This window comes from Streptomyces sp. NPDC003393 (genome assembly GCF_053589015.1).
Map to the genome: position 1 here is coordinate 1 of NZ_JBSFRB010000008.1, position 13,080 is coordinate 13,080.

Here is a 13,080-nt window from a genome sequence, read left to right on the forward strand (position 1 = left end):
GAGGAAACGCGCACCGAGGTGTCCGCGAAGTTCCGGCAGGAAGGGGTGCGAGGGGAACTGTCGGCCGCCGGGCTGGAGCTGACCGGCTGGTGGACGGACGAGGCGGGTCGGTTCGCGCTGTCGCTGAGCGTCATGCGCTGAACAAAACGGTGCCGCACAACGCACCGCCGGGGCCTGACGTGCACTGCGTCGGGCCCCGGCAGCACACGGTTGATCGGTGGGTGGCCGTCGAGCGCGGTACGGCAACGATGGTGGTTGTGGTGTGCGGGAAGTCTGCCAGGACTGCGGTGTGCTCATCGTTGCCGGCGTAGGGCCGCAGGTGGACCCCCTCGTCGAACAGGGTGCGCCGTGCAGCGTTCGGCCTTGCCGCTGGTCTGCGGCCGGTGGGCCCGGGTGATCTGCAGTGGCGTCTCCTCAACTCCCTTGACGCTGTGCCGATTCGGCGGCGGCACGATCGGAGTAGCCCGGGAAGCGGGCGTCGATCAGATCGTCATACGCGTCAGTTCGCGACAGGTAGTCGACCACAAAGGGGCAGATCGCGGTGACAGTGCCGGAGCGGGCGCGGATCTCGTCGAGAACTCGCCGCACCAGGGCCCCTCCCACCCCTTGGTGCTGATGACTCGACGCGACTTCAGTGTGCCGAAGGGCGTACCGGTTGGGCCTCAGACGGGTGTAGGAGAGCCAGCCGACGAGGTCACCGTCACGGTGGAGCTCGAAGCGGCCCTGATCGAGGCTGTCGGTCAACTGCTCGGCCACCGGCCGCTGTTCTCCACTACTCACGGGCTCACCGCTCCAACGCATAGCTACGTGCACTCAATGACCTTCATTTGGACCTTAAAGTCTCAGTATGACGCTTGGCCACTCGTGGAGCAGCGACTCAGTGGCCTAAGTTGGACCTGGTGGTCCACTTGCTGATCCAGAACAGTCCGTGGTTGCCACCCCGAAGCAGACGGCGTCCACTCCGCATCGCCGACCTGCGCAACCTCGCCCTCACAGCACTGCGCCTGAGTGCACAGCAAGGTCGGCGGGGGCTCGACGCCATTCAAGGCACAACGCTCAAGGAGAGCGCATACACATGTTCAAGCGCATATTGCTCGCGGTCGACCCGAGTCCTGCCCGTCTCGCCTCCGTACGCATGGCCGGTGACATGGCACGGCTGACCGGTGCCTCCGTCCACGTCGTGCACGTGGCCGCGGCCGCTGCCACGCTCGACACCGTCGTACGCCTGGAGGACGACGCCGAAGCCAAGGCGATCCTCGACGAGGCCGTCGCGACTCTCCGCGACGAAGGCATCAAGGCGGACGGCACCCTGACCGCCGGCTTGCTCAGTGAAGTGCCGGCCCTCATCACCTCGGCGGCCGAGCAGTTCCGTGCGGATCTCATCATCCTCAGCCCCCACCACCGCGGAGCCGTCGCGGCCCTCTTCAATCCCCGCGTGAGCGACGCCGTCACGCACGCCAGCCGCACGGCTGTCCTCCTCGTCCCGGACGAGCCCGAGGCCGCTAGCAGCTGAATCTGACCGCGGCGCGCACAAGGAGCAGTTCTCAGGGTGGAACGCGGCCCGGCCCCGCACTCCGCGAGGCCGCGCCGCTTCGGGGGGCGAACTACGTGTTGCGGCAAGATCGCGGACTTGTCGGGTGAGACAGCGCTGCGGATCGACACTAACCAGCCGGAAGCCGGCATCACTCTTTGTCCCTTCTTGCCTTGCGGTCGCGTGGCGCCGTTCGACCAGGGTGCGCCGGCCCAGCCCTTCCGCTTTCAGAGGCTCCGAGGTGGTGCAGAACGACAGGAAGGCATGGCCTGATGCAGAACGCGGCACTGGCGACGAGCAACACCGGCCGGGACGGCATGCTCCGGCTGGCATTCTTGTCGGGAGTGGTCGCCCTGGTGGCCTCCTTCGCCGCGGCGGCCGCACCGATCCCGCTGTTCAACATCTATCGGGCCGAGGACGGGTTCACCAACGCCGGCATCTCCCTGGCCGTCGTCACCTACGCTGTCGGCACCATCGCGGCACTGTTGGTACTGGGACGGCTGTCCAATCATCTGGGCCGACGGCTTGTCTCGATCGCCGGCCTCGCCGTTCTGCTGCTGGGCTGTCTGCTGCTGCTGAGCGTGCACGACATCGGGACTCTGCTCGCCAGTCGGCTCCTCATGGGAATCGGCACAGGGTTGGCCGGCAGCGGCCTCACCTCCTACATCGTCGACTCCGCTCCCACCAGGCCGGTCTGGCTGGCCGCGGTGGCTTCCAGCCAGGGACCCATGCTCGGACTCACTCTCGCAGCCATCGCCTCCGGCACCTTGGTCCAGTTCGGCCCCTGGCCGCGCCACCTCATCTACTGGGTCTGCGCCTGTCTCCTCCTGCTGTCCGCCGCACTCATCGCCATCAGCCCGGAGACCGCGAAGCCGGCCCCGGGCGCTTGGCGATCACTGCTGCCCCAGGTCCGCGTACCGAGCCGGGTCAAGCCCCTGCTCCCCGTTGCGGCCGCGGTCTTCCTGGCCACCTGGGCGACCGGAGCCTTCTACCAGGCGTTCATGCCCGCACTGGTCGAAGAACGACTTCACATCCACAGTCCGCTCGTCCTCGGGCTGGCGTTCGCCGCCTATTTGGCCCCCAGCGTCCTCGGCGCTCCCCTCGGCGGTCGGTTCACATCCGCGGCGGCCCAACGCATCGGCATGATCGTTTTCATGACGGGATGGATCGGCATCATCGCGGCGATCGCCGCCGGCGCACTGGCGCTGTTCGTCGTCGCCACCATCGTCGCCGGTCCGGTCAAGGCGTAGCGACCAGTGCTGCCACCCGCGGCCTGCTGCACGGCAACACGCTGACCGATCGAGCACCGATCTTCAGCGCGATCTTTCTCCTCTGCTACAGCGGCGCCGCCTTCCCCAGCCTCATTGCGGGGGAACTCTCGAACGCCTTCTCCCTACCGCAGATCACCCTGGGATACGCCGGATTCGCCCTCGTCGCCACCTTGGTCACTGTCCTTGCCGCACGCAACCCGCATACCGATACGGCCGGGAACAGCGAACGCAGTATCCAGTTGTAGGGGCTCTCACCCTCATCGCACCCGGCCCTGAGCGCATCGGGGTCCGTGCCCGATACCGCACGCCGGTCGTGGCGCGGCGGCGGCGCCACGCCGCCGGACAGAGTCGACGGCAGCGCCGCACATGTCGAGGGCGCAAGACCCGGAGCCCTGCTCCGGGAGGCGGCCTGAGCCAGGAATCCCCTCCCCCTTCAGGGAAGGGAGCAGTCAATGTTCCCTGTCGGCGCGCGATCGTCGGTGCCAAAGCGCTGAAGGACATCAAGGACCGGCTGCCGGTGAACCGGCGGGCGGGCATGCCCCAGCACAGGAAGAAGCACCGGGCCGCGATCGGCGCCACCAGGCGGGCTCTGATCGAGACGGGGCGCAAACACGGCCGGGACATCCGCCTGGTGCATCCCGCGCACACCACGATGGACTGCGGCCGGTGCGGAGCGAGAACCAAGCACGCACTGCCGCTGTCCGAACGCACCTGTACCTGCACCGCGTGCGGGGCCGTCTCCCCCCGGGACAAGAACTCCGCGCGGGTGATGCTCCTCCGGGCAGGTCTGGACCCGGCTGGTCACAAGCGTTCACCCTTGCCCGGCCCCGCCGGGCAGGCGGTCGGGGCGCTCCGCGCCCCCGGGAGCCTGATGCGGCAACGCTCCGCGCCGCCGACGCGGCATGCCATTCCTCCCCGGCGTGAACGCCAGGGCTTCCTCGCAACAGACCAGGTGAAGTCAGCCCTGGCGCCGTGCACGTCGGCGGGTGCCCGCCGTCCTGCTCGGGTCGGGCTTCTCAGGTTTCGTTCGTGCCGGCCGAGCCGGGTGTGGTGTCGAGCGCGTACGGCTCGGCAGCCTGGTGATCGGGGTGGTGGAGGTCGAATGCGGGCGACTCCGAACGGATCCGCGGCAGCGCAACGAAGTTGTGTCGAGGAGGGGGGCAAGCCGTGGCCCACTCAAGAGAACGGCCGAAGCCCCATGGATCATCCGGAATCTCCCTCGATGCGGACTGCGCGGTCTTCCACACGTTGTACAGGAACGGAAGCATCGAGAAGCCCAGCACGAATGCGCCGATGGTCGACACGGTGTTGAGGGCTGTGAAGCCGTCCGCCGCAAGGTAGTCGGCATAGCGCCGCGGCATGCCCTCCGCGCCGAGCCAGTGCTGCACCAGGAAGGTGAGGTGAAATCCGACGAAGAGGGTCCAGAAGTGGATCTTCCCCATCCTTTCGTCAAGCATCTTTCCTGTGAACTTCGGCCACCAGTAATAAAAGCCTGCAAACATCGAGAAGACAACCGTGCCGAACAGTGTGTAGTGGAAGTGCGCTACGACGAAATACGAGTCGGAGACATGGAAGTCGAGGGGCGGCGAGGCCAGCAGGACACCGGTGAGGCCCCCGAAGAGAAAGGTCACGAGGAAGCCTGCCGACCACAGCATCGGGGTCTCGAAGGAGAGGGACCCGTTCCACATGGTGCCGATCCAGTTGAAGAACTTCACACCGGTCGGCACGGCAATCAGAAACGACATGAAGGCGAAGAAGGGGAGGAGCACGCCGCCCGTGACGAACATGTGGTGTGCCCACACGGTAACGGAAAGGCCGGCGATGGCTATCGTCGCCCCGACCAGTCCTATGTAGCCGAAAAGCGGCTTCCGGCTGAATACCGGCAGGATCTCGGAGACGATGCCGAAGAACGGCAGAGCGATGATGTACACCTCGGGGTGGCCGAAGAACCAGAACAGGTGCTGCCAGAGCAGCGGGCCTCCGTTGGCGGGATCGAAGATGTGCGAGCCGAACTTCCGATCCGCCTCAAGTGCGAGGAGAGCCGCAGCCAGGGTGGGGAAGGCCAGAAGAACCAGCACGGCGGTGAGCAGCACGTTCCACGTGAAGATCGGCATGCGGAACATCGTCATGCCGGGTGCGCGCATACAAATGATCGTGGTGACAAAGTTGACCGATCCGAGGATGGTGCCGAAGCCCGACAGGACCAGGCCCATGATCCACAGGTCGCCGCCGACACCGGGGGTGTGCAGGGGACCTGAAAGCGGCGTGTAGCCCGTCCAGCCCCAGGACGCCGTGCCCTGTGGGGTGAGAAAGCCCGCCAGGACGATCAGCGAGCCGAAGAGATACAGCCAGTAGGCGAACATGTTCAGCCGTGGAAAGGCGACGTCCGGCGCTCCGATCTGGAGTGGCATGATCCAGTTCGCGAAGCCGGCGAACAGCGGTGTCGCGAAGAGCAGGAGCATGACGGTGCCGTGCGTGGTGAACGCTTGATTGAACTGCTCGTTCGAGACGATTTGCAGGCCGGGCCTGGCCAACTCCGCACGGATGACGAGGGCGAAGACGCCCCCGATGAGGAAAAAGGCGAAGGACGTGACCAGGTAGAGGGATCCGATTTTCTTGTGGTCCGTCGTACTGAGCCACTCGACCACCGCCCTGCGTTTGCTCCTTCGCTGATCCTCCACGAACGGCTTGGTTTCCTGGATTGCTGTCACGTCCACCCCTACGGTCAAATTCGAAGCGTCGGCTCTGTGCGCATAACGCCCGTCTTGTAGCGGCGAATGGCAGTGCCTCTTGCGAGATTTCTAGCGCAGCTCTCTCGCCGGTCGATCAGCACGGGATCTACGAGCCGTTTACGTCATCTGCAGGACGTCCATGCGTACCGCTGCGCCCCCCTGGAAACGCCGAGGGCTTGTACGAGAAGGCAGGAAGAGGCCGCTCGCGGTGCGCGCTGCGGCACGGGGCCACGTCCGACGCTCCGGGCCGACGAAGGAGCGGTGGAGATCCGCGCCCCGCCGGCTACCCAGGGCCTGGGCGCCGGAACCGGTGGCCTGGTGTGACGCCGCCGCACCGTGCTCTGCGCGGCTCGAACCACACGACACCGGCACCCGGGCCTGTTGCCGATCAGTCAAGACGCCGGCCGGGCACCGCGGCCAACTCCTCCGGGTGTGCGGAGAGTCCGGGCCATGCATCTGGCCCGCCGCCCTGCCATTCGATGTGGTCGCTCTTCTCGACTTCGCTCTGATCGAGGTCCATGAGTCGCAGGATCTCGATGACGTCATCCAGATGGGACGCCACCCCCAGGATCACCTCACCCACGGTGACCCGGCGGGAGCCGTCAAGTGCGGGAGTGTGCACAACGATGTGCAGAAACTGGGCCGATGACGGGGTCATGGCTGACCTCACTGTTTCGGTTGGGTGCTACGGAAATGGGAGAGTGCTCTGCTCGTCCGGACGGTGATCCTCGGTCGGTCCAAGCGAAAGCGATTCCCAGCGGCCTGCGTCGGTGAACCGATCCAGCCATCAACCCTCAGTGGTCGGCACTTTCCGCCGGGTGACGGTCAAGCAGGCGTGGCGTCTTCTGTCGGAGGGCCGAACCAGATACCTGGGTGAATGGGATCAATGACGTCGGCGTACTTTACTTGCTGCTTTACGTACCGTTCTACGGCAGGGCAGCAGACCGCGGCCTTCTGTTGCCTTGCCTCGAGGTCGTCGAGGACCACCTGGATGAGGATTTCGGACAGGCCTCGGCCACAATATGCTCCGTCGATCTCCGCATGACCCAGCGCTCGCCGTCCTTCGATGATGCAGTACGGCATTGTCCCCGCTTGCGCTCCGTCTACATAGAGCACATATCGAGAATCTTCCCGGTCTTCGACCACCCGGACATGCTGAGTGTTGTCGTCGAACAAGACCTCGGTCATGACGCCATCCCTTCGTACGGATATTCTGCCGACTCCGAAGCCGCTTCCTGAGCGAGGAGATATCCTCGTCAGCGGCCCGTCCACTGGGTGATCCCACGCAGCTGGTCTTGGTTCCTGTGCAGGTAGCCCAATACTCCGTGCAAGGCACCGATCACAAATAGACGCACTGTAGATAACTGCCGCGATACTGTACTCAACGTCCTTGCGCTCATCCGTGCGTGTCGATTCATCAGCTTCAATGCGAGTCGGCGTGATACTGGACCTGAACGCGTACTCGGACAGGAAACGGAGAAGATCGTGAGCAATGCCGACCCCACGCCCTACGAGAATGCTCAAGCGGCGCTTTTCGAAGCGATCGCGTCGCAGGCACAGCAGCAGGCAGAGCACAAGGATCATGGAGCGGTGGCAGCAGCTTTGAAGGACCTGGCAGAGGCACTCTCCTGGGCTGCGAATCAACACGAGAGGTCGAACGGCGAGTAAAACGATCACTGCCGAAATGACCGACCTTCCGCGCTCGACACAGCGCTGAACACCCTTGTCACCATCTGTTCGAACATAGGAGACCCAATGCCTCGGAGCACTGACGACGATGACTGGGGAGAGCCGACTCCCGATGCGGTCCTCCACACCGGGACGGAAGAACTGCCCGATCCCGAAGAGGTAGTCCTGGCGTCCGGCCATGACATCACGCCGGAGAACCTCGAACGGGCACGCCATCTTCTCGACGAAGAGGGCGCTGCGGGTGTGGAGAAACTGCTCCCTTGAAAGAGCGCTGGAATGTCCGGGAGCGGCCAGGCTGCTCCCGGCTTCTGTCGCCCACGTGCCGGCCGGCCAGACACCCGGACCAGTTCGGCAGGTCCGGTGCCCCGGGCGGGTCCCCGACACCATGCGTCGCCCCGTCACCTCGGCAGTCCGCCACAGGAGCCGGTCACCTAATCCCCCTGGTACCGCTGCTCACGCCAGGGATCTCCGTAGTTGTGGTAACCGGCGCCCTCCCAGAAGCCCGGCACGTCGTTCTGCCGCAGTTCGATGTCACGGACCCACTTCGCGGACTTCCACAAGTACAGATGCGGAACCAGCAGCCGAGCAGGGCCACCGTGCTCGGGCGCCAGGTCGTCGCCCTCATAGCCGTGGACGATCCAGGCCTTGCCGTCCAGCAGGTCCTCGAGGGGGATGTTCGTGGTGTAGCCACCGTATGAGGTGACGAGAACATGCTCTGCGGCCGTCTCCACGTCGGCGAGCAGAACGTCCAGGGACACACCTTGCCACTCGGTCCCGAACTTCGACCACTTCGTCACGCAGTGCAGGTCCACGGTCGGGGACTCCACCGGAAGCGCCTTGAGGCCGGCCCAGTCCCACTCATGCCGCTGCCCGGTTTCCGTCGTCACGGACAGCTTCCAGTCATCCTGCCGGATACGAGGAGTGGGACCGGCGGACAGGACCGGGAAGCCGGTCGTCTCGTACTGTCCGGGCGGCAGCTTCGTACCCGCCGACGGCTTTCGACCGTGGAAGCCACGCGAGATGAACGCCATGCTTTCTGCCCTCGTTCGTCCAGTGAGGTCTTGGCGGACCCCTTCATGGATGAGCGTCCAAGGGAGGCGACTTCTTACCCCGGACCCAACACAAGGTGCGCTCCTGGCGGTTCAGCCTCTCGTGTCGCTCCTGGGGGCGTCGACCGGAGACCTGAGCAGTGGTGACGGCCGCGCCACGAGTACCGCGGATCGGCGTCGTCCCTCCCGGCGTGCGCGTCCCCGCATCACCCTGCGCTGCCGAGGTGTCCGCCGGCCATCAGCTGGGCCCGCGGGGAGGGGACCTGCTCCGGCCAGGCGCTATCCGGACCCTGGCAGTGCCGCCAAGAGCCGCCGGCACGCTTCCTCACACCGCCGGCAGGTCTCGGCACAGATGAGGCAATGTTCATGGTGTGCGGCATGCCGCTCGCACTCCTCGGCGCACGTGATGCAGGCGGCAAGACAGGCCTCGACGGCCGCCCGAATGACCGACAGGTCCACAGCAGTGCGACGCGACAGGACGGCCGCTGTGGCAGCACACACGTCGGAGCAGTCAAGGTCGGTCCGCATGCACTTGATCAACGAGACGACGTCAGGCTCCGCCATGCAGGCATCGGCGCACGCGGCACAGGCCTGGAAGCAGACAACACATTCCTCGATGCACTTGATCAACGCTTCGTCATAGGCCGGCCGTGGACCTGGGTGGGCCTCGGCCATCTTCCTGACGACCATGGACATGGTGCGATCCCTCCGGCGTCCGGAACTGGGTTCGGTGGAGCAGCGCAACGGCTTCATCCAACCTTGCGGCGCCCAAGCGTGCTCTTCTTACGCGCACACGGCTGACTTCCCGCTGTCGGCCGGGGCCGGCCGAGCTCGGTCACCCGGCCCGTCGACGGTCATCGAACGCCTGCGGACCACGAGCCGGTGGGCCGGTCCGAGAGGCTGCGACTCCACCACGAGGACCGGCTGCTGCGCGGGCGGACCAAACGGCTGTCGAAGAGCGAGATCACCGAGCATCTCGGGACCGTTCCGGCCCAGGACAGGGGGGTAGAGATGACCGTGCTGGGCGACCGTGGCGACACTTTCGAGCAGAGGATCATTGCGGAGCCGTGCCGCCGGACAGGCGCTCACCGCACAGCACAGGGCGCGACGTCGCCGACGTCAGCCTCATCCAGGGAACCGTTCGGATGGAGGACGACCATGCGTGTACTGCTCACCGGCGCCACCGGCTATATCGGATCCGCGGTACTGGACCGGCTCGTCTCCCGCGGGCATCACGTGACAGCCTTGGCCCGCTCCGGCAAGGCGGCTGGAGCGCTGAAGCTCAAGGACGTGGAGCCGGCCGTCTGTGACCTGTCCGACCGCGACCGGCTGGGAGAACTCGCGGCCGCGAGCGACGGAGTGGTCCATGTGGCGCTGCCGGGGGACGAGACCGATGCGACGGTGGACGAGGTGGCCGTCACCAGCTTCCTGGTCGCACTGCGGAACACGGACCGCCCGTTCGTCCACACCACCGCTGTCTGGGTGCATGGCAACGGTACGGCGATCACCGAGTCGACCGCCCCGAACGCCCCGCGCTCGGCAGCCTGGCGCGTACCGCTCGCCCGGTTGGTCCGCAGCACCCGAGACGTCCGGACCTCGGTGATCGCACCAGCCGTGGTGTACGGCCGTGGCGGCGGCCTGCTGAGCCTCGTCGCCAAAGGTCCCCGGAGTGCGGGAGACACGCCCGCGCTGACCATGATCGGGCCGGGTGACCAGCATTGGAGCACCGTGCATGTGGACGACCTGGCGGAACTGTATGTGCTGGCACTGGAGAGGGCCCCGGCTGGTTCCTACTTCCTCGGCGCCGGCGGCGAGAACCCGACCGTCCGGCAGATCACTGAAGCGGTGAGCCGTTCCATCGGCTTGGACGGGCGGGTCGAGGCCGAGCCTGTCGGACAGACGCTCACGCGCCTGGGTCCGCTCGGCGAAGTCCTCTTGCTCGATCAGCAGGCCTCGGGGCACGCGGCTCGGAGCACGCTCGGCTGGTCACCTCAGGGTCCGTCGGTCTTCGACGTCATCGCGCATGGGGACTTCTGAACCACGGCGGACAGCCTCGCCGCGAGCGCACTGCGACGGACATCAGCCCGGCGCGGACGAAGCAGGGATCATCGCCGTTCCGGTCCGTCGGGGATGTTCCACGTCGCGACCAGGCGACTTGCGAACTCGACGACGGCCTCCCGGTGACTCTCAAGGGCGTTCGCGTCGTTGCCCAGGACCATCCGGGTGAGCTGAGGAGCGGCGAACGCCCAGGAGACCATGCCGGTCAAGGCCAGCCACAGACTGGCTGTATGCGCTCGGCCGGCGGCGTCCGAGGTCTTGGCGTCGCTCACGCGGCCTTCCGCGCCCAGCGCCGCAAGCCGCCGCCGGTAGTGCGCAGTTCGTGCGGCTTCCCCAGGTACCTCGCCGGCGCTGAACTCAAGCGCTTCCCACTGCATCAGCCGCAGATACTCCGGGTGCTCACGGTGGTAGTCGAAGAGCCGCCCGATGTAGCCGGCGATGTCGTCGGGATCCAGCGGTACCGCATCGGCCAAGCGGCCGAGTTCGTGCGCCAACACCGCCTCGAACAGCGCGCGCTTGTCGCCGAAGTAGAGGTAGATGGCCTTCTTGTCCACGCCGGCGTTTCGTGCGATCCGGTCCACCCGAGCCCCCGCGAGTCCGTGGGCGCTGAACTCTGCGACGCCCGCAGCGAACACGCTGGACCTGGTGCGTTCGGGGTCGTAAGCCATGGAAGGAATCTACACCAACCAGTGGAGATGGATGCTATGGTTCCCACCGTCTCCACTGGTTGGTGGAGAAGGCCGCTGAGTCATCTCCACCGCTTGGTGGAGACGGCGGGAACGAAGGGTCGGCAGTGAGGCAGCACAGCGGGGACATATCCCGGAGGAATCGGCACACATTCGGCTTCTGGGCGGTCACGTTCACCTTCGTGACGCTGCTGGCGTTCTCGACCGTGCCCAGTCCCCTCTACGCGGTCTACGCCGCCAGGGACGGCTTCTCCCCCTTCATGATCACGCTGATCTATGCGGCGTACGCGGCGGGGGTGATCTTCAGCATGTTGTTCATCAGTCATCTCTCCGACTTCCATGGACGCCGTCCCCATGTGCTCGCGGCCATCGCGATCGCGATCCTCAGCGATCTCGTCTTCTTGACGTGGCCGACACTGAGTGGCCTTTTCGTGGGTCGGGTGCTGTGCGGAGTGGCGGTGGGACTGGTGACCTCGACCGCGGCCGCGGCGTTGCGAGAGCTCCATCAAACCCGCCGGCCCAGCTCTTCGGGCCAGACGCCGGCGCTCGTGGTGAGTCTGGCGAACATGGGCGGACTTGGACTGGGAGCCTTGATGACGGGGGTCCTCGCCGAGTACGTGGGGCAGCCGCTCACTGTGCCGTACTGGGTCGTGCTCGCCGCACTCGTCGTGGCCGCGGTCGTCGTGTACGCCACTCCCGAAACGCGTCCTCGCCGGCCGGTCGGAGGCTACCGGTCACAGCGGCTGACGGTTCCCGATCACGCCCGTGGTGAGTTCGCGGCGGCGTTGCTCGGCATTTTCCTGACGTTCGCAGCACTGGGCATGTTCATCGGGCTGGCAGGCACCTTCCTCATCGCAACCCTTCACACGACGTCCGTCGCACTGGCAGGCGCAACGGTCTTCACCGTCTTCGGAGCAGGCGTCGTCCTCCTCCTGCTCACCCGGAGGTGGGGGGTGCGCCGGATGCTGGTCACCGGCGTCGCCTTCCTTGTACCGGGGCTGGTCACCCTGGTGGTCGCGGCATGGATGCCCACACCCAGCCTCGCGGTGTTCCTCGCCGGCGGAGCCGTCGTGGGAATCGCGGGAACCGCGCTGTTCAAAGGCACCCTCGGCACGGTGACAACGATCTCCGCACCCGAGTCGCTCGGTGAGACACTGGCTGGGTTCTTCCTGTCCGGCTACATCGGATTGACCGTGCCCGTCGTCGCGCTGGGGATCGCGTTGCAGTTCGTCAGCCCACGCGTCGCGCTCCTGGCCTTTGCGATCCTGCTGGCCACCGGCCTGATCGCGTCCTGTCCCGTCCTCCTGTCCCGTCGGACTGCACGGATCGCGTCCTGATCCAGGCCGACGCGCCGCACGGCCGGCCGGCCGGGCAGTGAGCCGTACCTGGCCGATGCGCCGCAGGCCGGCAGGCAACTCGCAGCCGGCCAGGAGGACGAGCGCGGCTTGGGAGGCGTTGCGGCCGAAGGCACGCTCGAGAGCGGGTACGACCGTGTATCGCCACATCAACGGTGCACCCGAAGGGGCCAGAAGAGGCCCCAGCCGGCCCGGGGGAAGGTACCGACTGGGGCTTCTCCTGCAGGGCGGCCCTGAAGCACACCCGTAACCGCCCTGCCGCCCTGGTTGCCACAACCCAGGAGAACTCACCAGGACTGTTGAATAGCGCCGGCCGGCCGAGACGTCTTACGCCCAGGCGAAGATCTACACGCTCGGGACCCAGCAGAGCAGAGACATGCGCGTTTCAGTCACGCACTGCGTTCTGCGACGCCCGCGCCGACGCTCGCACCGTCAGGCACCACCGGACGCGCGTATGCGCCTGTCTCGATCTCCCATAGACGGCTTGTCCACATCCGACCGCTTCAATGGGAGCCTGTGGCGCCGAACGCGGCTGCCGGCCCGGGGTATCAGACGGCGCCAAGACGCAGGTAAGAAGGGAGCGCCGCCGGGCACTAACCTGTGCACGAACACACAAGCCGGCACCGATCGCTTCGGCGGAAAGCCCGGCTGAAGCCTTCTGCCGCACCAGTGGTCACGGCTTGGCGAGCTATCGCATAGGGGATTGGTA

General features: G+C 66.3%; 14 protein-coding genes and 1 pseudogene. 8 read left to right on the plus strand and 7 right to left on the minus strand.

Translation table 11 applies throughout. The annotated features are described in order from the left end of the window. The coding region (locus ACWDUZ_RS10620) for an L-histidine N(alpha)-methyltransferase (protein ID WP_451631661.1) at window positions 1-141 on the plus strand (141 nt) is incomplete at its 5' end. A 273-nt stretch (window positions 142-414) separates the two neighbouring features. On the opposite strand, the gene ACWDUZ_RS10625 is transcribed toward ACWDUZ_RS10620, so the two are convergent. Continuing rightward, window positions 415-756: a GNAT family N-acetyltransferase gene (locus ACWDUZ_RS10625; RefSeq protein ID WP_451631441.1), complete on the minus strand. Its 342-nt coding sequence runs from the start codon at window positions 754-756 to the stop codon at window positions 415-417. A 319-nt stretch (window positions 757-1,075) separates the two neighbouring features. Here ACWDUZ_RS10625 and ACWDUZ_RS10630 point away from each other — a divergent pair, with 319 nt between their 5' ends. From ACWDUZ_RS10630 to ACWDUZ_RS10640, 3 genes and pseudogenes are all read left to right on the plus strand, one after another. After that, on the plus strand, window positions 1,076-1,513 hold the full coding sequence (locus ACWDUZ_RS10630; protein ID WP_451631442.1) for a universal stress protein: 438 nt from the start codon (window positions 1,076-1,078) through the stop codon (window positions 1,511-1,513). A 290-nt stretch (window positions 1,514-1,803) separates the two neighbouring features. Then, the gene (locus ACWDUZ_RS10635; protein WP_451631443.1) at window positions 1,804-2,781 is read left to right on the plus strand and encodes an MFS transporter; all 978 of its coding nucleotides are present in this window, start codon (window positions 1,804-1,806) and stop codon (window positions 2,779-2,781) included. Window positions 2,782-3,349: 568 nt separating this feature from the next. After that, window positions 3,350-3,628 (plus strand): annotated as a pseudogene (locus tag ACWDUZ_RS10640) (zinc ribbon domain-containing protein); the annotation flags it as partial. Window positions 3,629-3,818: 190 nt separating this feature from the next. Here the strand turns inward: ACWDUZ_RS10640 and ctaD are convergent. The 3 genes from ctaD to ACWDUZ_RS10655 all read right to left on the minus strand — a co-directional run bounded on the left by ctaD (window position 3,819) and on the right by ACWDUZ_RS10655 (window position 6,722). Then, a complete protein-coding gene (ctaD, locus tag ACWDUZ_RS10645; protein ID WP_451631662.1) occupies window positions 3,819-5,504 on the minus strand; it encodes an aa3-type cytochrome oxidase subunit I in 1,686 nt (561 codons plus the stop codon). Between the two features lie 418 nt (window positions 5,505-5,922). Then, window positions 5,923-6,192 (minus strand): hypothetical protein, encoded by a 270-nt coding sequence (locus ACWDUZ_RS10650; RefSeq protein WP_451631444.1) that lies wholly within the window; start codon window positions 6,190-6,192, stop codon window positions 5,923-5,925. A gap of 167 nt (window positions 6,193-6,359) precedes the next feature. Beyond that, window positions 6,360-6,722: a GNAT family N-acetyltransferase gene (locus ACWDUZ_RS10655; RefSeq protein ID WP_451631445.1), complete on the minus strand. Its 363-nt coding sequence runs from the start codon at window positions 6,720-6,722 to the stop codon at window positions 6,360-6,362. 297 nt (window positions 6,723-7,019) lie between these two features. Between ACWDUZ_RS10655 and ACWDUZ_RS10660 the strand changes: the two genes are divergently transcribed. Together ACWDUZ_RS10660 and ACWDUZ_RS10665 are read left to right on the plus strand one after the other, a co-directional pair. After that, window positions 7,020-7,202, plus strand: coding sequence for a hypothetical protein (locus tag ACWDUZ_RS10660; protein ID WP_451631446.1), 183 nt, complete (start codon window positions 7,020-7,022; stop codon window positions 7,200-7,202). A gap of 87 nt (window positions 7,203-7,289) precedes the next feature. Further along, a complete protein-coding gene (locus tag ACWDUZ_RS10665) occupies window positions 7,290-7,487 on the plus strand; it encodes a hypothetical protein (RefSeq protein WP_451631447.1) in 198 nt (65 codons plus the stop codon). 167 nt (window positions 7,488-7,654) lie between these two features. On the opposite strand, the gene ACWDUZ_RS10670 is transcribed toward ACWDUZ_RS10665, so the two are convergent. Both ACWDUZ_RS10670 and ACWDUZ_RS10675 read right to left on the minus strand, forming a co-directional pair. Beyond that, on the minus strand, window positions 7,655-8,254 hold the full coding sequence (locus ACWDUZ_RS10670; RefSeq protein WP_451631448.1) for a molybdopterin-dependent oxidoreductase: 600 nt from the start codon (window positions 8,252-8,254) through the stop codon (window positions 7,655-7,657). A 297-nt stretch (window positions 8,255-8,551) separates the two neighbouring features. Next, window positions 8,552-8,968: a four-helix bundle copper-binding protein gene (locus tag ACWDUZ_RS10675; RefSeq protein WP_451631449.1), complete on the minus strand. Its 417-nt coding sequence runs from the start codon at window positions 8,966-8,968 to the stop codon at window positions 8,552-8,554. A gap of 186 nt (window positions 8,969-9,154) precedes the next feature. Between ACWDUZ_RS10675 and ACWDUZ_RS10680 the strand changes: the two genes are divergently transcribed. After that, window positions 9,155-10,309 (plus strand): NAD-dependent epimerase/dehydratase family protein, encoded by a 1,155-nt coding sequence (locus ACWDUZ_RS10680; protein ID WP_451631450.1) that lies wholly within the window; start codon window positions 9,155-9,157, stop codon window positions 10,307-10,309. 68 nt (window positions 10,310-10,377) lie between these two features. Here ACWDUZ_RS10680 and ACWDUZ_RS10685 read toward each other — a convergent pair whose 3' ends face one another. Further along, the gene (locus ACWDUZ_RS10685) at window positions 10,378-10,998 is read right to left on the minus strand and encodes a TetR family transcriptional regulator (protein WP_451631451.1); all 621 of its coding nucleotides are present in this window, start codon (window positions 10,996-10,998) and stop codon (window positions 10,378-10,380) included. Between the two features lie 200 nt (window positions 10,999-11,198). Here ACWDUZ_RS10685 and ACWDUZ_RS10690 point away from each other — a divergent pair, with 200 nt between their 5' ends. Next, window positions 11,199-12,353 carry an MFS transporter gene (locus ACWDUZ_RS10690; RefSeq protein WP_451631452.1) on the plus strand — a complete coding sequence of 385 codons (1,155 nt, stop codon included), beginning with the start codon at window positions 11,199-11,201 and terminating at the stop codon, window positions 12,351-12,353. Window positions 12,354-13,080: the final 727 nt, after the last annotated feature.

Coding starts and splice junctions, on each gene's coding strand:
- ACWDUZ_RS10630 (WP_451631442.1), top strand. CDS start 1,076: ATGTTCAAGCGCATATTGCTCGCGGTCGACCCGAGTCCTGCCCGTCTC.
- ACWDUZ_RS10635 (WP_451631443.1), top strand. CDS start 1,804: ATGCAGAACGCGGCACTGGCGACGAGCAACACCGGCCGGGACGGCATG.
- ACWDUZ_RS10650 (WP_451631444.1), bottom strand. CDS start 6,192: ATGACCCCGTCATCGGCCCAGTTTCTGCACATCGTTGTGCACACTCCC.
- ACWDUZ_RS10655 (WP_451631445.1), bottom strand. CDS start 6,722: ATGACCGAGGTCTTGTTCGACGACAACACTCAGCATGTCCGGGTGGTC.
- ACWDUZ_RS10665 (WP_451631447.1), top strand. CDS start 7,290: ATGCCTCGGAGCACTGACGACGATGACTGGGGAGAGCCGACTCCCGAT.
- ACWDUZ_RS10670 (WP_451631448.1), bottom strand. CDS start 8,254: ATGGCGTTCATCTCGCGTGGCTTCCACGGTCGAAAGCCGTCGGCGGGT.
- ACWDUZ_RS10675 (WP_451631449.1), bottom strand. CDS start 8,968: ATGTCCATGGTCGTCAGGAAGATGGCCGAGGCCCACCCAGGTCCACGG.
- ACWDUZ_RS10685 (WP_451631451.1), bottom strand. CDS start 10,998: ATGGCTTACGACCCCGAACGCACCAGGTCCAGCGTGTTCGCTGCGGGC.